The organism is Sporolactobacillus sp. BBK16-2, assembly GCF_059878335.1.
Map to the genome: position 1 here is coordinate 557,949 of NZ_CM187611.1, position 23,948 is coordinate 581,896.

Sequence of the window (23,948 nt, forward strand, 5' to 3'; positions counted from 1 at the left end):
AAAAGCAACCATGCGAATTAAGCGAAAGCCGGGAGAAACAATGGAAGTCGATTGGGCAGGTCAAACGACTTCAGTTAAGGATTCCATCACTGGACAGGTAAATCCAGCTTATGTTTTTGTCGCTGTCCTTCCGTGTAGCCAATTTGCGTATGTAGAGGCTTTTTTGTCCATGGGCACGTCGAGCTGGATCCAGGCACATATCCATGCTTTTCAGTTTTTTAATGGTGTTCCTCGGACGATTGTTCCTGACAATCTCAAGACAGGTGTCGATCATTCCTCAAGAACAGACCCTATCATCAATAGGACCTATCAAGAATTAGCGGAACATTATCAGACAGCGATTATCCCCGCAAGAGTTCGTCATCCCAAAGATAAACCCAATGTCGAAGGAACCGTAAAAATCATATCAACTTGGATTATTGCCACATTAAGAAATGGTCAGTACTTTTCCATTCAAGAACTCAATGAAGCCATTAAAGAAAAATTAGTTGAATACAATCAAAAACCATTTCAAAAGAAAAATAATGGAAGTAGACAATCCGCTTTTGCGGAGGAAGAGAGCTTTGCGCTGCTCCCTTTGCCTGCTTCCCCATACGAATTAGCCACTTGGAGAACAGCTACCGTACCCTATGATTATCACATATCTGTAGAAAAAATGTATTACTCCGTTCCCTATGAATACTTAAAACATCAAGTAGATATTCGCATGACTCAGTATATTATCGAAGTCTTCTATCATGTTATGCGCATTGCGTCGCATGTTCGTCTCTATGGAAATTCAGGTCAATTATCCACAAACCCCGATCATATGCCTGATCAACATAAAGACTATTTAACTTTTACTTCAGAGCATTTTTTAACATGGTCAAAAACCATAGGCACTCATACACAGACAACGGTTCAAGGATTTCTCAATTCCTATAAAGTGGAGAAACAAGCTTTGAAATCCTGTTTAGCTCTCTCAAAACTTGCGGACAAATATTCAGTCGAACGATTAGAGAATGCATGCATGAGGGCTCTCAGTTATTCTCCAAGACCTAATATCAAAAGCATCACCACGATTCTAAAGACTGGACAGGATAAACAGCGGCATGAGTCACTAGAACAAAGAAATACCAATGATCAGCAAAAATCCCATGGATTTATTAGAGGAGCAGCTTATTACGGGAGGACAGAAAAATGACCAATGACAGTACACTTTCAAAGTTAAATGATATGCGCCTAAGTGCAATGGCTGAGTATTATCATGAACAGCTTCACAATCCTCAGTTTAATGACCTATCCTTTGAAGAACGATTCAGCCTGCTCGTAGATCGAGAATGGGATCGCAGAAAAAACAACAAGCTGGACCGTCTCATCAAAAATGCCGGATTCCGATATCCTCAAGCCTGCATTGAAGATATTGAATATCATCCGGATCGTAAACTGGATAAAGCTCAAATTCTCCGATTAGCCTCTGGCCAATACATTCAAGAAAAGCATAATTTGATTATCAAAGGAGCCTCTGGAAACGGTAAATCTTATCTATCCTGTGCGTTTGGAATCGCTGCATGTCGGCAATTTTATACCGTAAAGTATATTCGTTTGCCAGATCTATTGGATGAGCTCGCTGTCGCTAGGGGAGAAGGTGTTTTTCAAAAGGTAATGAAAGTGTACCGAAAGGTAAATCTTCTTATTCTAGATGAATGGCTTCTTACTTCACTAAAGGGGAATGAAGCAAGAGATTTACTTGAAATTGTAGAAGCAAGGCACCAAACAGTCTCCACGATATTCTGCTCACAATTCGATACACAAGGTTGGTATGAAAGCATTGGCGAAGCAACTTTAGCCGACGCGATCTTGGATCGGATCATCCATGACTCTTATAGCCTTTTAATTGACGGTGAAGTATCTATGAGAGAACGCCATGGGATAAAGCAATAAATGAAGCTGAGCCACCATTGAACGATGGTGGCTCTTTCTATGGCAAGAGCTGCTCTCAAATCTGTCCGAAGTGGCTCAAAATTATGGCACAAATGGATCTTTGCGATGGCAATATACAGCAATGGCACGTACCATATGTTCTATCAGACGAATCCGCAAGGAAACACGTGGGGCAATATGAGCTGGGGACATGCCGTCAGCCGTGATTTGTTTCATTGGAAGGAGCAGCCGGTCGCGATTCATCAACGTGAGGCGACGCCATGGGTTGATTTTTGGATGCAGACTAGCCATGATTCAAAACCGGTTCACTATTATGGACGGCCGACAACGAATGGAGATGCGGGCAATCCTAATGGAAAACGATTTGTGTTCAGTGGTTCAATCATTAAAGATAAGTCTAACGTTTCGGGTTTGGGCAAAAACACGTTGATTGCTTTTTATACGAGTGCCTACTCTGTGGCAGTTCGAGATGACGACTACAGCAAGGATTCAATGGGCAATTTTCTAGGATTACGCGACGTGCAGGAGCAATGCATTGCCTACAGCAAGGATGATGGCAAAACCTTTATTCAGTACAAAAAGAATCCGGTTATTCCGGCTCAAGCGACTCCAACAAGGGATCCGGCCAATTTTCGCGACCCCAAAGTTGTGTATGATGAAGCGCACAAACAGTGGGTGATGATTCTGGCAGCGGGGCAAGAGGCTGACATTTTTACTTCGGCAGATCTGATTCATTGGACGTACCAATCAGCAATTATCCGAGAACATGATGTTGGCAACGGTGCCTGGGAATGCCCGGAATTAATTCCGATGACAGTTGAGGGAACAAAGGGAAAGAAATGGGTGTTCTCGATCAGTGTGCAGAAGGGAGCGCCTGCCGGAGGATCCGGAATGCAGTATTTCGTCGGCAGTTTTAATGGCAAGGAATTTGTACCGGACACAGAACAAACGCTGAGTCATCCTAAATGGCTTGATTACGGCGAGGATTTATACGCTGGAGTCACATTCAGTAATATGAAACGAACGGTGATGCTTTCTTGGATGTCCAATTGGGACTATGTCGGCGAGCAAATGACTTCCCCTTGGAAAGGTGAGATGTCCCTCCCGCGTGAGCTGACCTTAGTTCGCGCAGGTAAGGAGGATGTACTTATTCAAAAACCGGCGCGAGAGCTTGCGCGACTTACTCAGAATCCGTTCAAAACGAGTGATTTGAAGCTTAGCGGTACAAAGGCAATCAAGCAAGTTTTAGGAAGACAGTATAAAGCGGAGGCGCAGTTCTCATGGAACGCTAAAAATCGCCCTGATCAGGTGGGCTTTCGCCTCAGAGTATCTCAGGATCACAGTAAATACATCACCGCTAGCTATGATGTCCAGAACCATACGGTGTCTATTGATCAATCAAACAGCGGCGGGAAGTCAACCCGGAACCAGACCAGTGTTCAACGAAACGAAAAAGCAAGCCGCATAAAGCTCACGGCCTACGTGGACAGTTCCTCAATCGAACTGTTTGTTAATGATGGGGAAAAGACGTTGACACAAATTATCTATCCGAATCCTGATCAGCCGCTCGATTCAAAAGGAATTGCATTATTTTCAACGGGCGGCACCGCTCAGATTAGTCAGATTGAGGTTGATCCAATTGCATCAATCTGGACAGGTTTGAATTAAAAATTGATGGCATTAGTGAAAATTTACGTTTAGTATTTAGCTCTGCATCATTGCAGGGCTTTTTTGTATGGTTTATTTAAATTTATTCAACGTTCTATTCTTCTTTCATAAATAAAACAATATTTGAAATAATACCCAAAAAAATGAAAAAATATCCCACAATCATCATCAAATATATGGTAATATATCATTTATAAATACCTATATCTTATTTACTAGATAGAAAAAATAATATAACTCGGGGGAGGGATTATCCAGATGGAACAATCGGAGCCCAAAGGTAACAGCAAGAAGAAAACACTCTTGATTATTCTTGCTCTATTACTGGTTCTTGGTGGATTCGGTACATATTTCACCATACATCTGGCGAATGCGCGCACAATTGAACAACAGCTGTCTCTAGGTAATCATTACTACAAGGAACATAAGTACAAAGAAGCAATTATCGCTTACAAGAAAGTTTTGGACATTGATGAAAACAATGTTGAAGCTCGAATTGGATTGGCAAAATCGTATTTGGCCCTAAAGCGATATAAACCTGCAGTTAAAGTTCTGACGGCTGGTATAAAATTAATACCGAAAGAGCCGCAGTTTTACTTATCACTGAGTGATGCAAAACTCGTGATGAATGATATTTTGGCAGCGATCCAAGAACTAGATGATGGATTTTCAAAAACGAAAGATGCCGAGATTCAAACGAGATTAAACGAGATGAAACAAAAGATTGTAATCGTTTCGGATAAAGACGAAGTTCAAGTAGGGCAAGAAACTCACTTGAAAGCTATTTATAAGAAAAGTCCGGATGAAAAAGGAACGTTGGTTAAAGCGACCTGGTCTTTGATTCCAAATGAACTTGGCAGTTTGTCTGAAAAATCATCAGAAGAGACTGACTTTACAGCAAAAAAGTCAGGGGATGAGACAGTTGTCGCAAACGTTGGTTCAATTTCCGAAGAAAAGAATTTAACCGTACGTAAACATGTATTGTCAAAACTGGAGATACATTCGCCTTCAACGAGCGTGACAGTCGGAAAGCGCATCAGTCTAAAAGCAGTCGGCAAAGATGCGAATGGAAAAACAATGGATGTTGATCCGATTTGGACTATAGAGAGCGGTGTAGGTGATCTTTCGAGCGAACATGGCGACCAAGTGACCTTCACTTCAGAAAGAACCGGAAATACAAAAATTGTTGCTCAAGACAATGGAAAAGAAGATTCAGTGGAGCTTTCTGTTGTTGATGAGCAGACGAATGATGAAGAAATCAGCGGCCAGGACATTCAAAATCAGACATCGGCCAATGAAACAAGTACTACTGCAGAACAGACCGCGTCAACTTCAAGCGGCACTTCCTCAGAGCAACCTCAAACATCAAAAACATCACATCAATCAGCAACACAAAGTTCAGTAAATCCCGTTAATCATGCAATAACGGACAATCAATCAGACGTATTAACGAAACCGGAACAGGTTGACGTGGGGAATAAAATAACCTCGGAACCTGCTCAGCAACAGCAACAAGAACCTGCTCAAAATAATCAACAGGAACCAAGCGCTCCGGCAGCTACGGAACAACCTAAGACGTACGCATTAACTACATCAGTAGATGGAAAAGGTCATGTGGCGCAGAATCCTAATACTGCTCGATACGACGAGAACACGTCAGTGACATTAACTGCAGAAGCAGATGATGTAGGCTGGGTATTTGATCATTGGGAAGGTGATAAGACAGGAACGGAAAATCCAGTCAGCGTCACTGTGAACAAGGATGCAAATGTTAAAGCTGTATTTATTCAACTGGGTATTGTTTCTGGGACAATTACAGATGCTCAAACGGGAGATTCTGTCAGCCAGGCAACCATCCGTTTGGTTAAAGACAATCAGCCAATCAAAGAAGTGACTACGGATGGAAATGGAAACTACAATTTAACTGGTATTCGTCCGAGCGACTATACATTAGAAGTTGTTAAGGAAGGATACATTACAAAAAGTTCGGAGATAACCGTTAAAGAAGCTGAAACAGTTGCTCACAACGAATCGATTCAGAAACAAGGAACAGCAGAATTTTCAGTGGTACTAACCTGGGGTGAGACTCCGGATGACCTTGATTCCCACTTAACCGGTCCAAAAGCGGATAATCCTTTGGAACGCTTCCATATTTATTATGGCAACAAACAATACGCTTCCGACCTTAACGGTGATGAGATGGTCTATGCCAAACTAGATAGGGACGACACTGATGGCTTTGGACCTGAAACCATTACCAGTTTCATAAAGACAAATGGTGTATTCAGATATTATGTTCATGATTTCGGTGAAAATTCTGAAACGGATTTACCACAAAGTCAGGCTAAGGTAGAACTATATCAACAGAACAGGCTCGTGAAGACTTTTAATGTTCCAGAAAATCAACAAGGATTTGTATGGCACGTCTTTGAGATCGATCAAGATGGTAATGTTATCCCAATTAATAAGATTGATAACGATAGTGCAAATGACAATCCGCAATATGAGGAAACTTCTGACGATGGTAGTGATGGCGATCAAGAAGACATAGGAGATTCCTCAGATCTTGAAGACGAAGATAACTCTTCGGCTATTGAAGACGATTCCGATTCCTCGTCAATTGAATCGGCAGAACAAAACGGTAGTGATTCAGCTTCATCAAGCTCTTCCAGTCAAGATGACGCTTCGAGTCCTGCGGTGCCAAACGAAGATGATAGCAATGTGGATGGATCAGCAACAGTTCCGGAAACAGTAGAAAGTGATGCTTCATCAGACACAAGTGCTGCAAACTCTGAAAGCTCGGATTCTTCAGCATCAACAGACTCATCATCGAACGTAGATTCAAGTGCAGGATCATCACAACAATAATAAATTGAGAAATTCTCTGGTAACTAACCGGGGAATTTCTATTCTTACATAAACAGGTGAGGGGCTAAACATATGTCAACTTTTTCAAAGGTAATCACTGTGCTGTTACTAGTAGCACTGTTTATCGTTCCAATACAATTTACAGCGCATGCAGCGGACAAGGCAGTTGTATTTAAAGATAAAAATCTGGAAAATTCGGTGAGAAAAGCGATTGATAAACCAAATGGCACGATTTACACAAGTGATGTAAGCAATCTGAAAACACTCGATGCAAGTAATGAACATATTAAAAACTTGGACGGCATTGACCAAATAAGCAGCCTAACCAATCTAAACCTCGCAGATAACTTAATCGTTAATAGTGCGCAACTAGCCAAATTAAAGGATCTTGTCGTATTAGATTTGACCAATAACCAAGTCAAGTCAGTTACTCCTTTGAAAGACTTGACCAAATTGGAACGGCTTTATTTAGATGGAAATGAAATCGAAGAAATTGATGATCTCAATAATCTGTCTAAATTAACCACGCTCATGCTGGATGATAATAACATCAAATCTATTAATGGAATTAATAAGCTGAATAAATTAACGAATTTACATTTAAGTGATAATAGAATTGAAGATTTGGCTCCTGTTAAAAAGTTGGTTAATCTAAAGGTATTTCGCGCTTCGGGAAATGACATCTCTGAAATCTATTCCGTATCGGAATTAAACGATTTGAGAGTACTGGCGTTGTCAGACAATCCAATCGTCTTAATTAAACCGTTGAGCGATTTATCCGAACTTCGGGTGCTTGACTTGGCAAATACACGAGTGAGAGAGCTGGAACCCTTGCGCGGTTTGGTAAAGCTGAAAACTCTTTATTTGAACAATGATAAGATTGAAGAAGTGGGTCCATTGGAAAATTTAAACAGTCTGACAGAACTTCGTCTGGCAGGTAATGAGATTAAGGATTTCTCGCCGGTCGAAAGTATTTATGAGACACTGGACCACAAAGATTTTTCAATCGGTGGGACTAAGGAAAATACCCCAAGTACGACAAGCTCATCATCTAATCTTTTAATTTATGTGTTGCTGGCAGTTATTCTCGTTCAATTTGCCGGTCTGTTTCTCGTGTTCTTTAATATGAAAAAGAAATAATAGGAGAGTAAGGACATGTCTGAACGGTCAACTAAAATTCGTAAAGCGGTTTTGAATATATATATTGATCATGAGCTCATCAGCCCTTTTGAATTCAATCTGACACAAGATCGATCATACACGATCGGACGTGGTTCAGAGAATGATATTAAGATCCATTCGCAACTTGTTTCATCACGTCACGCTAAAATTGTCGTGCATGATGGGAAATGTGAGATCCTCGATTTGCACAGTACGAATGGATTGATGGTCAACGGAAAAAGGGCAGATCGAACAATCTTGGAAAATGGTACGCAGATTCTTATTGATGACCCAACGCTGCATCACAATAAAGGCGTTCTCATGCTTTACTCGGAACTCGAAGCGGATACAGATGAAAAATGGAATGAATGCTTTCTTTCTGAAGGAGAGAAGGTTTCCATCGGGCGTGATCAGGGAAACACAATCGTCCTCGCGCATAGCTTGGTATCCCGTCACCATGCGTTGCTCGAAAATAGTAGTGATGGACTGACAATTAAAGACTTAGATAGCACAAATGGTACCTTTGTTAATGGAAAACAAATCAGGAATAAGGTGCGACTGAAGTCCATCGACACCTTTATGATTGGGCAGACAAAGTTCATCATTCAAGGAAATAAATTAATCTACAATTCGTATATCCATGGACTTCAACTGGACGCAATTACCATTTCCAAAACCGTTGAAGAAACAAACGGCATTTTTCAAGAGAAGAAAAAGAAAAAAATCTTGGATAATATCACAATTACCATTAAGCCTGGAGAGTTAGTCGCACTCGTCGGAGGAAGTGGCGCAGGCAAATCGACGTTTATGGATACGTTAAACGGCTTTCGACCGGCAACGGAAGGCGGCGTATTTGTTAATGGAGATAACTTTTACGCGAATTTCAATGCATACAAAAATATTATGGGTTATGTACCCCAGCAGGATATTGTCTATGACGACCTGACTGTAACTCAGATGCTTACTTATGCTGCCAGATTAAGAATGCCTGAGGATGCAACAAAAGAGGAAATCTCCGAACGCGTGCGCAGCGTGATCAGTGACGTGGAGCTTGAAGGAAAAGAAGAGCTTACCATTAGCAAATTGAGTGGTGGTCAGCGGAAAAGGGTGAGCATCGCTGTAGAATTGATTGCTGATCCGAAGCTGTTCTTTCTTGACGAACCAACGTCCGGCCTTGATCCCGGTATGGAACGGAACATGATGCGCTTACTGCGAAAGCTCTCGAATAAAGGGAAAACAATTATCTTGATTACCCATGCAACGGCCAATCTTTTCATCTGTGACAAAGTTGTCTTCCTGGGAACAGGAGGAAGACTATGCTATTTCGGTCCGCCCAAGGGAGCACTTGATTTCTTTAAAGTGGACAGCTATACGGATGTTTATGATCGGATTGGTTCTGAAGCTGAATTGTGGCAAAAGAACTTCAGACAGTCGCAGTACTATTCATATATAAATAGCTTGACTCAAGGGACAGGCACTGAGAAGCCAAAGCCAAAAACGGCGAAAAGAAGCTCTTTTCGTCAGCTAAGCATACTGATGTCACGTTATTTGAAACTAACCTTAGTTGATCACACGCGTTTCTTTTTCCTTATCATTCAAGTTCCCGTGATTGCATTGCTCTTGGGATTTGTTGGGAAGCATAATTCATTTGATTATTACGAAACGGCAAAAGAAGTCATTTTTACGACGGCTTCCTCGGCGGTTTGGATCGGCCTTTTGAATTCTATTCAGGAAATCACAAAGGAACAAGTCATCTATAAAAGAGAACGTATGGTGAACCTGAAAATCTGGCCGTACTTGATGTCAAAGATGAGCATTTTGGGTATTCTTGCTTTGATTCAGTCGGTTCTATTTGTCTGGATTCTTCGCTATGTCATTGTGTTTCCGGCACATAGCCTGATGGGCAGCATTTCTATTGAAGTGATGATCACCTTTTTCTTAGGGGTGCTTGCATCAACAGCGATGGGACTGGTTATTTCCTGCTTGGTGTCAAACTCAGATCGGGCAATGAGTCTCGCTCCGATGCTGCTGATTCCACAGCTGATGTTCAGTGGCCTTGTGTTTGATTTGAAGAGATGGAGCAGCTTTGTTTCAAATTTTGCAATCAGCAAATGGGTATGTCGTGGACTGGGCATCTCCTTTGATATAAACGGCATGCCCATGAAAATTGAGACGAAGGCATCGGTCCCACCAAGAGACCTCCCGGAATATTTTGATCACCGAATGGATCTTCTTATGACGAACTGGGGAATTCTTGCCGGAGTTGTCGTGCTTTGTCTCATATTGAGCGCTGTGCTCCTGAAAAGAAAAGATAGTCAATAATACAGAGGAGGAGACAATGTGGCGGATAACATGACGGCTATATTAATTATTATTGGAGTGGCTTTGGTTGCGAACTTTATCTTAATCATTGCCATTATGAAAAGAAAGAGTTCAACAGGGAGTCAACCTGTTGATGAGCTTTACAAGAAACTGCATCAGACGAGTGATGCACCGTCCTCAGATGAGAAAACGACGTCGTTATCAAAGCATGACGAAAATGTTTACCGAGAAGAAGCGGGACACGACGGAGTGAGTGTAGCTGCAGCAATTGAAGAAAAAACAGAAGTTCTTCATCCAATCAGCAATCTCTCAAGGGAAGAAAAGAATGAATTAGAGAAAATCCCAGTATCGGATGCGACGATGGTTTTGAATCAACCAAAGGAACAGAAACCATTACCGACCGCTCATCTTATTGAATATCATGTTGGTAACCGAACAGAGCAATTTACATGGACGGGTAATGAAGTTGTGCGAATTGGCAGGGACTCCGATCAATCTGATTTAACCATAATGGATGACGGATATATTGGCCGAACACATGCTTTGCTCTATGAGAAGTCAGGAAAACTCTTTCTTGTTGATTTGGCAAGCAAAAACGGAACCTTTATCGAATCTGCGGCGGTGAAAGGTCAGCAAGAGATCCAGTTGAATCAATTCTTTAAAATCGGCCAAACCGAATTGGTGGTTAAATAACGGAGGTTGGTCAAGTGACGAGTCAAGACCTAGACGAAACAAAGACGATTAAACCGTTTGTCAGATATGGCGTCTCCTCCAAACGTGGGATCCGTTCTGAAAATCAAGACAGCCATTTTGCAAAAGTTGAGTTGCTCATGGCAAGCTTTGCTGTCGCAGATGGGGCGGGCGGTCATCAATTTGGTGGACATGCAAGTCGGCTGACCGTTGACGCACTGCGCAGTGAACTTGAATCAAACTGCAAATACACGTCTGAATATATTTCATTGCTGATGAAGAAGAAATATGAACAGATTAATCGCTTTATCTTTGAAGAAGCAAGTCAAAAAGGAGTCGTTACAGCAACGACACTTTCCCTGCTAAATATCTTCCGAAATAAACTCATCGTCAGCAATGTCGGTGATACAAAGGTGTTTCAAATACGGGATGATCAACTCGTATGCATTTCCGATATTCAGACGGCTGCATGGGAGGCCTTCAAGCAAGGAAAAATCAGTCGTGAAGAAATAGAGGACAGTCCCTATAAGCATGTATTGACCGGTGCACTTGGAGCAGGGGCAACCGTACTTCCTTATATGAACATATTGGACCCACAGTCACTTGACATCTATTTAATTTGCTCTGATGGAGTCTATAACTTTGTCGAAGAAGCCAGATTAAAACAGCTTTTTGATCAACAGAAACTTCTTGAAAACGAGGAACTCACTATTTTGTGCGAGCAATGTGTCAATGAAGCTCTGAATAATAAAGGAAATGATAATGCAACGATTCTGGCGGTACAGATTGTTTGATTCTGAGGTGAATAAATAATGGATCTGAAAATTGGTCAACTCTTTGATGACAAATATGAAATCCTTAAAGTGCTTGGTCAAGGCGGAATGGGCAAGGTTTATTTGGCTAGAAATATAAAATTAGGGACACTATGGGCCATTAAACAAGTGGACAAGCAAGCAAGTGTCGCCGTTGATTTACTTGCCGAACCAAATATTATGAAACAGCTGAAACATCCGAAACTTCCGCGGATCTTTGACATTCTCGACACAAAGACATCCATATTTATCATTGTTGACTATGTTGAAGGCGAGTCGCTAAATAAGGTACTGAATCGGGAAGGGACAATTTCCGAATCTGTTTTGGTGGAATGGGCAAAACAAATCTGCGATGTGTTTATCTATTTGCATGAACATCATCCGAATCCGATCATTTACAGAGATATGAAACCATCGAACTTAATGAAGACACCGGATGGTGAAATCCGTGTTATTGATTTTGGTATTGCCCGAGAATATAAAAAGGAATCAAAGACAGATACTCAAGTTCTGGGAACGGCCGTTTACGCTGCACCTGAGCAGCGATTAGGCATGCAAACGGACGAAAGGTCGGATATCTACAGTTTAGGCGTTACACTCTATCAATTGGCGACAGGCGAATCACCAAGTGCCGCTATATTAAGTAAACCGATTCGGACAATTCTTCCGTCGTGCTCTGAAGGATTTGAAGAAATCCTAGAAACGATGCTTCGGCAGAATCCCGATGAACGTTACCAGAATGCCCGCGAGCTATTATCCAATTTTGAAAATATCGAGAAGATGTCTTCACGCTATAAACGGGCACGCCGGAAAAGAAGAATGACTATTTTCACTCAAATTGCCTGTGTTTTTCTGTTTTTTTTCATCACACTGTCAGGATTTTCGGAAGTGAAGGCGGAAAAGATGCAGCTATATAGGTCTTTGGTTAAAGAAGGTAATATGCTCTCAGCGGTATATCAATATGATAAAGCCCAAAAACGATTTAATAAGGCGATTCACTACGAACCTCAGGAATTGAGTGCGTATCAAGGCATTGCAAAAGGTCTCTATTTACAGGGGAAATATGATCAAGAGACAGCCTACATTAAGAAGCTTTCAGAGAAAATACCGGAAGTTGTCAAGGACCCTCAGTTTAATTATTTGCTGGGGACAGCCTTCCTCGAGCAAAACAATAATGAAGATGCAGCGAAATTTTTGGGAATCGCAGCTAAAGGAATGCCATCGTCGACACTTTATAATCGGGATTTTGCCGTTGCACTTGCCCGCGACAAGAAACTCAATGACGCACAGGCGGTGTTGAAGAGGATGCAGGCCATGCATATGGCAGATGAAGCGACTTGGTATGTAGACGGGGAAATAGAAAGTGCTAAAGGATCCTACGCTCAAGCAGTCACGCAGTATCGCAGAGTCATTGAAAAGGGAAACGATGATGTGCTGAAACTGAAAAGTGTCCTCGCGATGGCAGATCTCTATAAAATGCATGCCAAGCCGCTTAAGGATCAGCACATTGATCAGCGTATTGGCATCTTAAAAGAAGGACTTCGCTTGTTGCCGAACCAAAATCCGCTTCAGATCCATGAAATGCTAGCAGAAGCGTATCATGATAAAGGTTTACTTGAAAAAAACCATAATGACTACTATCGAAAGTCGATCGCGCAGTTTAAACAATTACTCTCTGATGGATATCAGCGCCCCTATGTGTATCGTAATATCGCAATTATTGAACAAGAAATGAATGACTACTCAGCAAGTGAAAGAACGTTAATGGCAATGAAGAAGAAATACCCGCATGACTATACCTGCTATATCCAACTCGCCTTACTCTATGCCGATATGGAAAATAATAAGCCATTTGAAGACCGAGATTACAGCAAAGTTTGGGATAATTATCAAAAAGCCGTAGAATACAGCCCGAATGGAAAAGATGATCCGCAAATGGCACCGCTGAATCATCTGATTGATGAATTGAAAGCGAAAAAATGGATCAAATAGGAGGCTCACTATGATTTCTAAAGGGATCTTGATGATTATCGTTGGTATAGTCGGAAGCTTGATATCGTTATTCTTATTCATTCGTACACTTCGAAAGCCTTTAATTGTTCCAGAGTATCATCAAAACATTAGTGAATCCGGTAATCTTACAGTGGAACTAGAGACTAGAGATGGAGATCGAACAAATACCTTGCCAGTTAATGAAGCAGCGAATCCTCAGGCTCATGAGACGATTGAACTTCAGCCAATTCTGAAACCAGGTCAGCATGTTATCAAGGAAACAACTGAGCTGAAATCGAATGTTCAAAGACCGAATGAGCCCCAAACGTCAGTCACTCAAGTTTTACCGACTCATCATGAAGCAACGGTAAGCAACGAGCAGAAAGATGAGAAGGGTACAGGAAATACCGGGAAGACGATGATATTAAAAACAAAAGTTATGGGACAAGATTCCGAAAATTAAACAAAGTGGGGTGGGATGATAGTCAAAGCTTGAACTCTTCGATGCATACAAGGGTGTATACTTTCTTTTGGTATTAAAAATGAAATGTAATAATTTACACATATATATGACAAAATGTGATAATATAAGACTCGTTAACTGATTCTTTGTTGCTATATTTGTATGAAAAGGTAAAAACGGAACTAATGAACTATGATCATTGGTACTGATGATTTCCTTTTTTTGGCAGTGATTGTTGAATTTTAAAATGATATAATTTCATTTAAGAAAATAATCAGTTTTTTTCATTTTTAAAGTGTAATGTTTCAGTAACTATTGTTTGAGCGTTGACATTCCTCGACATGATTTATGCTATAATATTACTATCTTATCGGAATTTTAAAAAAGAAAATATTGTATATGTTGGTTGGGGGATACTATGGAAGAGACAATTAGTTTGAAAGATATTTTTCAAACGCTACGGAAGCGTCTGGTTATGATTATGACAATCACATTATTAGCAGTTATGGCAAGCGCGTTTGTTACCTATTTCTTGATGACACCGAAGTACGATGCATCAACCCAGATTCTTGTCAATCAATCGAATGCAAACAACACAAGTCTCTATCAGACAAATTCAGTTCAGACAAATGTTCAGTTGGTCAATACATACAGTGTGATCATCAATAATCCTTCTGTATTGAATCAGGTCATTAAGAAATTGAAACTGGATATGACACCAGATGAGTTAAAAGGGATCCTGACGGTAAGTACAGAACAGAATTCCCAAGTATTTACGCTGACAGCTGAAACAACAAGTCCTTCGCAATCTGTAAGGATCGTCAATGGCATTGCTGTTGCTTTTCGATCACAAGTTCAGAAAGTGATGAATGTTGATAATGTCAGCATTCTATCTCCAGCAAATATTGCTTCAAGTCTGAACCCGGTAAAACCAAAAACAACGATTAATCTCGCCATCGCTTTTGTAGTTGGGTTAATGGTTTCGGTCGGATTGGCATTCCTCCTCGAATACTTAGACAATACAATTAAAAATGAAGATGATATTGAGCAAATCTTAAATTTGCCGGTACTTGGCGTCATATCTGAAATGAAGAATGATCACAGTAAGAATAAGCGTTTAAGATCCTCTGTCCATACAGCAGGACGTCACCGCGCGAGAGGGGCTGGCAGAGTTGAAGCAAAGTAATAAGATTGTTTCAAAACAACGACATCTGATTGCGTTTTATAAACCAAAATCAACGACCGCAGAACAATACCGCACAATCAGAAGCAATGTTGACTTTTCACAGATTGATACCGAATTAAAAACCATTATGTTAACTTCATCAGGTCCTGGCGAAGGAAAGTCAACGACCGCAGCGAACCTCGCCGTAGTAATGGCACAACAAGGAAAGAAAGTGCTACTGATTGACGCAGATCTTCGCAAACCAACCATGCACTATACCTTTCGTTTGCCAAATACCGACGGTTTGACCACTCTGCTTAGAAAGTTAACCAAGTTTGAAGAAACGATAAAAAAAACAGAAGTGGATAACTTGTTTGTTTTGACAAGTGGTCCGATTCCACCTAATCCGGCTGAATTGCTTAGTTCGGTAGAAATGGCGAGCTTTATCACTCATGCTTTAACGCTATTTGACAATGTTATTATTGACACACCACCAATTCTGGCGGTTACCGATGCTCAAGTACTTGCAAATCTCTGTGACGGTACCATTTTAGTTATCCGAAGCGGTGTTGCAGAAAAAGAAGCCGTACTTAAGGCAAAGGATCTCTTAACAAAGGCTAAGGCGAAAATTCTCGGAGCAGTTCTTAATGGTAAACCAATGGCGAAGGGTAGCGGTTATTATTATTACAGCTACTATGGTAATGAATAAGCTGATGCTTGAATTGGTTACTCTTAGGAGGTTTGAATTCAATGATTGATATTCACTGCCATATACTTCCTGGCATTGATGACGGTGCGTCAGATGAATCTGTGTCATTGGAAATGGCAAAGCTAGCAGTTTCTGAGGGTATTACACAGATTGTAGCGACGCCTCATCACCGTAACCGTCATTGGAATAATCCAAAGTCAGAAGTACTACAAAGAGTTAAAAAGCTAAATGAGTTATTAAAAGACAATCAAATCGGGCTAGAGATCCTTCCAGGGCAAGAGCCGCGTATATTCGGTGAAATGGCGGATGATGAAGTTTCACAAGAATTAGTAACGGTTAATAACAGCAAGAACTATATCCTCGTTGAGTTTCCTACACATCACGTTCCAAGATATGCGCAACAGTTGTTCTTTGATTTGCAAGTTAAAGGTATAACACCAGTTATAGTCCACCCGGAATTGAATCAAGAAATTATTGACCATCCCGAACGGCTCTACTCTTTCATCGCCGACGGTGCACTATCTCAAATCACTGCAGCAAGTCTTATTGGAAAGAATGGAAAAAAAGCCAAAAAAATGACTATGCGATTTATTGAAAATAATTTAACTCATTTTGTGGCATCAGATGCACATAATGTAACCGTAAGACCATTCTATATGCAAGAAGCATTTCGGAAATTAAAGAAACAATTTGGAAGAGACTTAGCGAACATATTTAGACAAAATGCTGAATTGCTCATAAATGGCGAACTCGTTAATCGAGAAGAACCGATTGAGATAAAAGAGAAAAAATTCCTAGGCATTTTTTAATTTACTCGGGGGGATCGATATGAAAAAGGTGAGAAAAGCTGTTATACCTGCTGCAGGTCTTGGTACTCGCTTCCTACCAGCGACTAAGGCATTGCCGAAGGAAATGCTACCAATTGTCAACAAACCGACAATACAGTACATTGTCGAGGAAGCTGTACAAGCAGGAATCGAAGAAATCATTATCGTTACCGGTAAAGGGAAGCGAGCCATTGAAGACCATTTTGATAATTCCTATGAACTTGAAGAGAGTCTTAAAAAGAAAAACAAACTAGACTTACTGAAGAAAGTGCAAGAGTCCTCAAAAATTGATATCCATTACATAAGACAAAAAGCTCCTAAAGGATTAGGTCACGCAGTATGGTGCGCGCGCAAGTTCATTGGTGATGAGCCATTTGCCGTATTGCTCGGCGATGATATCGTTCAGAACCCAAAGCCATGTATTCAGCAGCTTGTCGAAAATTACGAACAGACTGGTTGCTCCGTCATCGGGGTTCAAGAAGTACCCATGGATCAAACACATCGGTATGGCATCATTGATCCAAAATCGCAAGACGGTCGCTTATTTAACGTCGAACAATTTGTTGAAAAGCCGGAAGAAAATCCACCATCTAATTTAGCAATCATCGGACGGTATGTTCTCACACCTGAAATCTTTGATTTTCTTGATAAAAAAGAAATCGGTACCGGTGGCGAAATCCAATTAACTGATGCTATTCAGAAATTAAATGAGTCACAAGGCGTTTACGCTTATCAATTCGAAGGTAAACGTTACGATGTGGGGGAAACCTTAGGATTTGTATTAACTAATATTGAAATGGCAATGAAAAACGAAGACATTAAGTATGATGTGTTCAAGGGTATTAAACAAATCCTAGAATACAGCAAATTACCTTTAGCGTAAGGGTGACGACAATGACAATTTCAAAAACATCTATGGATAATGAAGCTACCCTCTCTATAAATATCGGACAAGATTCAACAAACTTAAAAGAAAAGATTGAAAATCAAAAAAAATATATCATTGAAAAACGGGTTTTAGATTTTTTGGGATCCCTATTTGCAATTATTTTGTTGGCTCCTATTTTCTTAATTATTGCGCTGCTAATAAAAGTTGATGACCGAAAGGGCAGTATCATTTTTAAACAACAAAGGGTAGGTAGAGATGGTCAGCTTTTTTATATTTATAAATTCCGTTCTATGGTTTCAAACGCAGAACAACTACTAGACCAATTGCTAGATAAAAATGAAACAACAGGTGCTATGTTTAAAATGAAAAATGATCCACGTGTGACTTGGATTGGGCATTTTATTAGAAAAACAAGTGTTGATGAATTACCACAGCTGTTTAATGTTTTGAAGGGAGATATGAGCCTTGTAGGACCAAGGCCACCACTTCCCAGAGAGGTAGAAAAATATACGGATTATGATAAACAAAGACTTCTTGTTATTCCAGGTTGCACAGGACTATGGCAAGTTAGTGGACGAAGTAATCTTGGTTTTGAGGATATGGTAAACCTTGATATAAAATATATATCAGAAAGAAATACTATGCTTGATTTAATCATTATCTTAAAAACTGTTCGGTTACTATTTGGATCAAAAGGCGCATATTAATAATTTCTACTTTGGAGTGTTTTAGTTGTGGAAAAATAAGATTTTTAGAAATACGCTTTCTCTTTTGATCCTACAAGGTTCAAACTATGTACTTCCACTGGTCACATTTCCCTATCTAGTTAGAACACTAGGGGCTTGGAATTATGGATTATTACTGTTTATGAATTCCTTAATTCAATATCTAATTGTGTTAACAGATTATGGTTTTAATTTTAGCGCGACAAGAAAAGTAGCATTAATTAGAGATGATAAAGTCAAATTAAAGAAATATAGTAATTCTATAATAACAATCAAAACATTATTAACTATTGGTGCGTTTCTACTTTTAATAATACTGTTAGTGATATTTCCGAGGTTCAGGAATGAATCATCGCTTTATTTAATTGGTTTTTTAGCGGTAGTGGGAAATGCGATGTTTCCCATTTGGTTCTTTCAAGGAATAGAGCAGATGAAATATATTACTTTTTTTAATATTTTTTCAAAAGTGATCAGTACACTTCTAATTTTTGTTTTTGTAAAAAATACTGGTGATTACAGCTTAGCAGCTTTTTTTCAATCTTTAAATTACATTTTACCGGGCTTAATGGGTATCTATTTATTAAATAAAAAATTTTCTATCTGCATAATACCTAAGTTTGATATAAAAACTATAAAGAGCGAGTTATTAGATGGATGGCACGTGTTTATTGCAAACTTATCTGGTAATGTGTATGGACAGGGAGCGGTATTCATAACTGGCTTGATTGCTGGTGAAAAAGCAGCAGGATATTATGGTATCTGTCAAAAAATTATTGGTGCATTGGTTGGTTTGTCTCAACCGTTTGCTCAAGCGTTATATCCATTTTTATGTCGGAAGTTTAATGATTCGAGAGTATTTTTCTTCAAAGTTAAAAAAATTGTTCTATTATTGTCAGCCTTGGTGACTTTAATAATTAGTATCTTTTTATTTTTCCTATCAAATAATTGTCTAGAACTTATAGCAGGATTTACAAATAATGAATTAATTAATTTATTAAAAGTATTTTCTGTTGTATTGATATTTATTTTACTTAATGTTCAATTAAGCCCCTTTATACTCGCAATGAATAAACAACAAAGCTTTCAAAAATTGTATGTGACAGTTGCAGTATTATTTTTGTTTATTGCGATTCCCTTTACATACTATATTGGAGCATTCGGAATGCTACTAAGCGTATTAATTGTTGAAGTATATATTCTGGGGGGCGGAATCATATTGACTCGGGATGGTGAAAAAAATGGCACAGGGCATATCCGTTATAATAAATACTCTTAATGAAGAAAAAAATATTAAGAATTGTTTAGAGAGTGTAAAGTGGGCAGATGATATTGTACTTGTCGATATGCATAGTGATGATCGCACTGTGGATATTGCAAAACAATATACGAATCGAATTTTTTATTATGAAAGAATGGGCTTTTCTGAACCCGCCCGTCAGTTTGCTCTAGAAAAAACAAAATACGATTGGGTACTCGTTATTGATGCTGATGAGTTGCTGACTAGGGCTTTGCATGAATATCTTTTGAATTTGTGCGAAGAAGATATATGTGATGCGGTATGGATTCCGAGAACAAATTACTTTTTTGGAAAAGCTTTGAAGGGTACGGGTTGGGGACCTCTCCAAGATAAACAATTGAGATTTTTTAAGAAGAAGTTTATGAGTTATTCTTCGCAGATTCATGAATTTGTTCATCTGAATAAGGCAGCTAGAGTAAAAAATTTGAACTCAAAAGAACTTAATATTATTCATTTCAATTATTTATCAGTGGAACATTTTATTGACAAACTCAATAAATATACAACAATTGAAGCTAGACAACAAAATATAAAAAAAATAACCAAAATGAAAATAATTAGGATATGTTTAGAAGAATTCATTAACAGATACTTTAAACATAGAGGCTACCGAGATGGAATTGTAGGACTTTCTCTTTCTATTTTGATGATGTCATACAGGGTGTCTACCTTACTAAAATATTATCAAAATCAAACTTATCCTCTTTCTGCAAGAAAAACCTATAATAAGATTGCTAAAGCGGTGAATGAAAAAAATGGCTAATTACTTCAGTATTTCAAATAAATTCAAAAAAATATTTGATTTAACTAGAGGAAATATTCATCTATTTAGAAAGAAAAATAAAAAAATATTCGTAGAAAAATATTGTACGTTTCAGAACTGTAGATGGATAATATTGTGCGGTAATAATACTATCCAGAAGGGCACTTATATATCGGCCGACAGTCCTAATTCTATAATAATTGGAAAAGGCACCACAATATCAAGATTTAGTATTCTACAATCTATAAAAGGATACATAAATATAGGTGAAAATTCTCAAATAGGAGATTTTTGTAATCTTTATGGACAAGGCGGATTAACAATTGGAAATGATGTTATGATAGCATCAAATGTTCAAATTGTTCCTAATCAGCACACATTTAAAAATAAAAAAATACCAATAAAAAAAAATCCGGAAATTAGTAAAGGAATTATAATTGAGGACGATGTTTGGATAGGAACAAATGCCGTAATACTAGACGGTGTTAGAATTGGGAAGGGCTCTGTTATAGGTGCAGGGGCAGTTGTTAATAAAAATGTTCCTTCGTACTCAATTTATGCAGGCGTTCCAGCAAAACTAATAAAAAAAAGATAATTTTAATGCATATTCAAGATGTAACAATCAATGTTTGGAGTGATAAAACATGAAGAACTCCTCAGTCGCTATTGTCATAGTAAATTGGAATAGCTATCAGGATACATTTGAATGTCTTATAAGTCTACAACGTTTGGAGTATCAAAATTTTAAGGTGTTTATTGTTGATAATTGTTCGATGAATAATTCATATGAATTATTGGAAAAATTTATTAATAAACAGATTAATTATAATGTTGAATTATTGCGCACGGAATCCAATTTAGGATTTGCTGGTGGAAATAATGTTGCAATAAAAAAGGCTGTTCAAGAAAAATTCGACTACATATGGTTGCTAAACAATGATACAGTCATTGAAAAACAATCGTTAAAAGAGCTAGTCAATGTGATATCTAGCGATAGGAATATAGGAATTGTTGGCTCAAAAATATATTATTACAATTCAAATATACTATGGTTCGCTGGCGGTCGGGTAAATACTTGGACAGGACAAACGCAACATATTGGATGGAAAGAAAGCGATGATAACAGGCAGAAGTATTCTAAAATACAAGAAGTTGATTATATTACAGGCTGCAGCATGTTGATTAATAAGAAGCTGGTTGAAGAAATTGGAGGATTGCCTGAATATTATTTCCTTTATTTTGAGGAAACTGATTATAATCTTCAAGCCCAAAAAAAAGGTTGGAAGATTGTTTTCGTGCCTCAATCAGTTATATATCACAAGGTGTCAATGTCATCAGGAGGGGAAACTAATCTTTCTCCAATTATTACGTATTATATGCTTAGGAATCAATTTTGGTTAATTAAGAATACGCAATCAATAATAAAAGTTATAACTTGCTATTTTTCTGTTTTATGGAAATCTTTTAGACAAATTATAAAGATATTTATTAAAGGTCAGGATCATAAAAAAGAAAGAATAAAATTTATTTTTAAAGCAATTAAAGATTTCACTCAAAAGAGGCCTACTATTGAATAAATTATTATCATAGGAGATAAAATGAAGAAAATATTATTTTTAACTACTTTATTGCCATATCCCTTGGACAATGGAGGAAAGATAAAAACCTATAATACATTGAAAGCTTTATCAAAAAGCTATAATATTGATCTTATATGTTTTGTGAATGAAAAAAAAGATTTGAAAACTATCACAGAACTTAACTCTTTTATAGAGGATAGTAAGGTCATTGTAAAGAGATTAATAAGAAGTACATCAAAGAAAACTTTTATTGAAGATTATTTTAAGAGTTTACTTACTAGTTTACCATATAATATTAATAAATTTTATGATACGAATATTAAAAGTGCAATTGAAAGTAAATTAAGTTCTAATCAATATGATTTGATTTATGTGGATCACTTACCTATGATGATTTATTACAATTCCTTCGTTAATCAGACAATAATTCTAGATGAACATAATGTTGAATCACTTATTTTTCAAAGAATTATCGCATCAAGCTCAAATTTAATAAAAAAATTTTTGGGATCGCTAGAGTATTTAAAGTTAAAAAGATTTGAAAAAAATTCACTGTTAAGAAGCCAGCATGTTATCTGCTTAAGTAAAGACGATAAAATATCTTTAAGAAAAATTAGCCCTGAATTAAGCGACAACAAGTTCTCTATATTACCGATTCATATAGAGGATAATACGGAGATAAATAAAGTTGAGGGCAACAATTCAAAATTGAAAATTCTTTTTTTGGGTTCTATGTCTTGGTACCCAAATCAAAATGGAATAAAATGGTTTATGGAACAGGTATGGCTTAAGTTAGACAAAACAAAATTCGAATTATATATTGTTGGTTCTAATCCCCCTGAATTTATTCAATCTTATTCTGATGAGAAAAGCGTTAGTGTTACAGGTTATGTAAAGAGTATTGATGATTATGTTGCTCTGTGTGATGTAAGTGTTGTTCCCATGTTTATCGGTAGTGGTCAAAGAGTTAAGATTATTGAATCATTTGCAAAAGGCTTGCCTGTCATTTCTACGCCAATTGGTTGCGAAGGACTATTATATGAAAATGAAAAAGATATAATTGTTGTTAACAATTCGACAGAATTTGTAGAAGTATTAAATAGAATTGAAGATAACAGGTTACAAATGGTTGACATCGCAAAAAATGCTCGAGAAAATTTTGAAAAACATTACTCAGCAAAACTGTTACCTGAAAAGCTAAAAAAAATTATATCTCTAGCAAAGGCCGATGATGAACTTGAGCAATGAAACTGTGAATATATTTGGAATCAAAATAAATAACTTAACTTTGACAGATAGTATAGAATTTATTAATACAAAAATTATTGAAAATAAGAAAAATGGAAAATCGAGTTATGCAGTTACACCTAATGTTGACCATATTGTAAATATTAAAAAAAGCAAAAAATTTAAAGAAATTTATACAGATGCCGATTTAATTCTTGCTGATGGTGTCCCTATTGTTGCTTCATCAAGATTGCTTGGACAACCTTTAAAGGAGAAAGTGTCAGGTTCTGATTTGACTCCAAAAATTTTTGGATTAGCAGACAAGAAAAAATATAGAGTATTTATATTTGGGTCTTTGCCGGGAGTAGCTGAGCGTGCAATAATGAAATTACATAAAGATTTTAATTACAATTTTCCTATTAAATCGTATTCACCTCCATTTGGATTTGAAAATGATGAAGAAGCGCTTAAAAAATCGATAGACAGTATTAAAACTTTTCACCCTGATGTCTTGTTAGTTTCGCTTGGATCGCCTAAAGGAGAATATTTTATTTATAATAATTTACATCAGTTAAATGTGCCTTTGTCTCTTCAAATTGGTGCTTCAATTGATTTTATAGCAGAACGTATAAAAAGAGCACCTAAGTGGATGCAAAAAGTAGGCTTAGAATGGTTTTACCGGTTTTTAAAAGAACCAAAGAGAATGTTTAAGAGATATTTTATTAGTGATAGTTATTTCATTATCATTTTCTTGAATGAGTTGTTTAAATTGAAAAGAGATAATAGTGAAACATAATCATCTAAGAGTTGTAATGATTAAAGCTATGACTAACTTCTTAAAAGAAACTAATTGTGAATTTGCGGAAG

Annotated in this window: 21 protein-coding genes; all 21 read left to right on the forward strand. The window is 37.9% G+C overall.

Features of this window, described 5'->3' with window-relative positions; translation table 11 throughout:
• Positions 1-10: 10 nt before the first annotated feature.
• The 21 genes from istA to AC6F33_RS03005 all read left to right on the forward strand — a co-directional run bounded on the left by istA (position 11) and on the right by AC6F33_RS03005 (position 23,877).
• Positions 11-1,183 (forward strand): IS21 family transposase, encoded by a 1,173-nt coding sequence (gene istA, locus AC6F33_RS02905; protein WP_500777687.1) that lies wholly within the window; start codon positions 11-13, stop codon positions 1,181-1,183.
• On the forward strand, positions 1,180-1,923 hold the full coding sequence (gene istB / locus AC6F33_RS02910; RefSeq protein ID WP_480947906.1) for an IS21-like element helper ATPase IstB: 744 nt from the start codon (positions 1,180-1,182) through the stop codon (positions 1,921-1,923). Before istA ends, istB begins: the two co-directional genes overlap by 4 nt.
• A 39-nt stretch (positions 1,924-1,962) precedes the next feature.
• The gene (locus AC6F33_RS02915; RefSeq protein WP_480947905.1) at positions 1,963-3,591 is read left to right on the forward strand and encodes a glycoside hydrolase family 32 protein; all 1,629 of its coding nucleotides are present in this window, start codon (positions 1,963-1,965) and stop codon (positions 3,589-3,591) included.
• A 258-nt stretch (positions 3,592-3,849) separates the two neighbouring features.
• Entirely contained in the window at positions 3,850-6,459 is a 2,610-nt protein-coding gene (locus AC6F33_RS02920; protein WP_480947904.1) for a carboxypeptidase regulatory-like domain-containing protein, read from the forward strand.
• Between the two features lie 72 nt (positions 6,460-6,531).
• Positions 6,532-7,599, forward strand: a complete 1,068-nt coding sequence (locus AC6F33_RS02925) for a leucine-rich repeat domain-containing protein (RefSeq protein WP_480947903.1) — start codon at positions 6,532-6,534, stop codon at positions 7,597-7,599.
• Between the two features lie 15 nt (positions 7,600-7,614).
• On the forward strand, positions 7,615-9,942 hold the full coding sequence (locus AC6F33_RS02930) for an FHA domain-containing protein (RefSeq protein WP_480947902.1): 2,328 nt from the start codon (positions 7,615-7,617) through the stop codon (positions 9,940-9,942).
• 18 nt (positions 9,943-9,960) lie between these two features.
• On the forward strand, positions 9,961-10,635 hold the full coding sequence (locus tag AC6F33_RS02935; RefSeq protein ID WP_480947901.1) for an FHA domain-containing protein: 675 nt from the start codon (positions 9,961-9,963) through the stop codon (positions 10,633-10,635).
• Between the two features lie 14 nt (positions 10,636-10,649).
• On the forward strand, positions 10,650-11,426 hold the full coding sequence (locus AC6F33_RS02940; RefSeq protein WP_480947900.1) for a PP2C family protein-serine/threonine phosphatase: 777 nt from the start codon (positions 10,650-10,652) through the stop codon (positions 11,424-11,426).
• Between the two features lie 18 nt (positions 11,427-11,444).
• Positions 11,445-13,436: a protein kinase domain-containing protein gene (locus tag AC6F33_RS02945; protein WP_480947899.1), complete on the forward strand. Its 1,992-nt coding sequence runs from the start codon at positions 11,445-11,447 to the stop codon at positions 13,434-13,436.
• 10 nt (positions 13,437-13,446) lie between these two features.
• The gene (locus tag AC6F33_RS02950; protein WP_500777688.1) at positions 13,447-13,899 is read left to right on the forward strand and encodes a hypothetical protein; all 453 of its coding nucleotides are present in this window, start codon (positions 13,447-13,449) and stop codon (positions 13,897-13,899) included.
• Between the two features lie 418 nt (positions 13,900-14,317).
• On the forward strand, positions 14,318-15,085 hold the full coding sequence (locus AC6F33_RS02955; protein ID WP_500777689.1) for a YveK family protein: 768 nt from the start codon (positions 14,318-14,320) through the stop codon (positions 15,083-15,085).
• Positions 15,072-15,773, forward strand: coding sequence for a CpsD/CapB family tyrosine-protein kinase (locus AC6F33_RS02960; protein WP_500777690.1), 702 nt, complete (start codon positions 15,072-15,074; stop codon positions 15,771-15,773). The genes AC6F33_RS02955 and AC6F33_RS02960 overlap by 14 nt, the downstream gene beginning before the upstream one ends.
• A gap of 41 nt (positions 15,774-15,814) precedes the next feature.
• The gene (locus AC6F33_RS02965) at positions 15,815-16,582 is read left to right on the forward strand and encodes a tyrosine-protein phosphatase (protein WP_500777691.1); all 768 of its coding nucleotides are present in this window, start codon (positions 15,815-15,817) and stop codon (positions 16,580-16,582) included.
• A 19-nt stretch (positions 16,583-16,601) separates the two neighbouring features.
• Entirely contained in the window at positions 16,602-17,483 is an 882-nt protein-coding gene (gene galU / locus AC6F33_RS02970) for a UTP--glucose-1-phosphate uridylyltransferase GalU (RefSeq protein ID WP_500777692.1), read from the forward strand.
• Between the two features lie 11 nt (positions 17,484-17,494).
• On the forward strand, positions 17,495-18,196 hold the full coding sequence (locus AC6F33_RS02975; protein WP_500777693.1) for a sugar transferase: 702 nt from the start codon (positions 17,495-17,497) through the stop codon (positions 18,194-18,196).
• A gap of 25 nt (positions 18,197-18,221) precedes the next feature.
• Positions 18,222-19,490, forward strand: a complete 1,269-nt coding sequence (locus AC6F33_RS02980) for a flippase (protein WP_500777694.1) — start codon at positions 18,222-18,224, stop codon at positions 19,488-19,490.
• Positions 19,453-20,274: a glycosyltransferase family 2 protein gene (locus tag AC6F33_RS02985; RefSeq protein WP_500777695.1), complete on the forward strand. Its 822-nt coding sequence runs from the start codon at positions 19,453-19,455 to the stop codon at positions 20,272-20,274. The genes AC6F33_RS02980 and AC6F33_RS02985 overlap by 38 nt, the downstream gene beginning before the upstream one ends.
• A complete protein-coding gene (locus AC6F33_RS02990; RefSeq protein ID WP_500777696.1) occupies positions 20,267-20,869 on the forward strand; it encodes an acyltransferase in 603 nt (200 codons plus the stop codon). Before AC6F33_RS02985 ends, AC6F33_RS02990 begins: the two co-directional genes overlap by 8 nt.
• A gap of 49 nt (positions 20,870-20,918) precedes the next feature.
• The gene (locus AC6F33_RS02995) at positions 20,919-21,851 is read left to right on the forward strand and encodes a glycosyltransferase family 2 protein (protein WP_500777697.1); all 933 of its coding nucleotides are present in this window, start codon (positions 20,919-20,921) and stop codon (positions 21,849-21,851) included.
• Positions 21,852-21,872: 21 nt separating this feature from the next.
• The gene (locus tag AC6F33_RS03000) at positions 21,873-23,102 is read left to right on the forward strand and encodes a glycosyltransferase (RefSeq protein ID WP_500777698.1); all 1,230 of its coding nucleotides are present in this window, start codon (positions 21,873-21,875) and stop codon (positions 23,100-23,102) included.
• Positions 23,092-23,877 (forward strand): WecB/TagA/CpsF family glycosyltransferase, encoded by a 786-nt coding sequence (locus AC6F33_RS03005; RefSeq protein ID WP_500777699.1) that lies wholly within the window; start codon positions 23,092-23,094, stop codon positions 23,875-23,877. Before AC6F33_RS03000 ends, AC6F33_RS03005 begins: the two co-directional genes overlap by 11 nt.
• Positions 23,878-23,948 lie beyond the last annotated feature (71 nt).

Coding starts and splice junctions, on each gene's coding strand:
- istA (WP_500777687.1), top strand. CDS start 11: ATGCGAATTAAGCGAAAGCCGGGAGAAACAATGGAAGTCGATTGGGCA.
- istB (WP_480947906.1), top strand. CDS start 1,180: ATGACCAATGACAGTACACTTTCAAAGTTAAATGATATGCGCCTAAGT.
- AC6F33_RS02915 (WP_480947905.1), top strand. CDS start 1,963: ATGGCAAGAGCTGCTCTCAAATCTGTCCGAAGTGGCTCAAAATTATGG.
- AC6F33_RS02920 (WP_480947904.1), top strand. CDS start 3,850: ATGGAACAATCGGAGCCCAAAGGTAACAGCAAGAAGAAAACACTCTTG.
- AC6F33_RS02925 (WP_480947903.1), top strand. CDS start 6,532: ATGTCAACTTTTTCAAAGGTAATCACTGTGCTGTTACTAGTAGCACTG.
- AC6F33_RS02930 (WP_480947902.1), top strand. CDS start 7,615: ATGTCTGAACGGTCAACTAAAATTCGTAAAGCGGTTTTGAATATATAT.
- AC6F33_RS02945 (WP_480947899.1), top strand. CDS start 11,445: ATGGATCTGAAAATTGGTCAACTCTTTGATGACAAATATGAAATCCTT.
- AC6F33_RS02950 (WP_500777688.1), top strand. CDS start 13,447: ATGATTTCTAAAGGGATCTTGATGATTATCGTTGGTATAGTCGGAAGC.
- AC6F33_RS02955 (WP_500777689.1), top strand. CDS start 14,318: ATGGAAGAGACAATTAGTTTGAAAGATATTTTTCAAACGCTACGGAAG.
- AC6F33_RS02965 (WP_500777691.1), top strand. CDS start 15,815: ATGATTGATATTCACTGCCATATACTTCCTGGCATTGATGACGGTGCG.
- galU (WP_500777692.1), top strand. CDS start 16,602: ATGAAAAAGGTGAGAAAAGCTGTTATACCTGCTGCAGGTCTTGGTACT.
- AC6F33_RS02975 (WP_500777693.1), top strand. CDS start 17,495: ATGACAATTTCAAAAACATCTATGGATAATGAAGCTACCCTCTCTATA.
- AC6F33_RS02985 (WP_500777695.1), top strand. CDS start 19,453: ATGGCACAGGGCATATCCGTTATAATAAATACTCTTAATGAAGAAAAA.
- AC6F33_RS02990 (WP_500777696.1), top strand. CDS start 20,267: ATGGCTAATTACTTCAGTATTTCAAATAAATTCAAAAAAATATTTGAT.
- AC6F33_RS02995 (WP_500777697.1), top strand. CDS start 20,919: ATGAAGAACTCCTCAGTCGCTATTGTCATAGTAAATTGGAATAGCTAT.
- AC6F33_RS03000 (WP_500777698.1), top strand. CDS start 21,873: ATGAAGAAAATATTATTTTTAACTACTTTATTGCCATATCCCTTGGAC.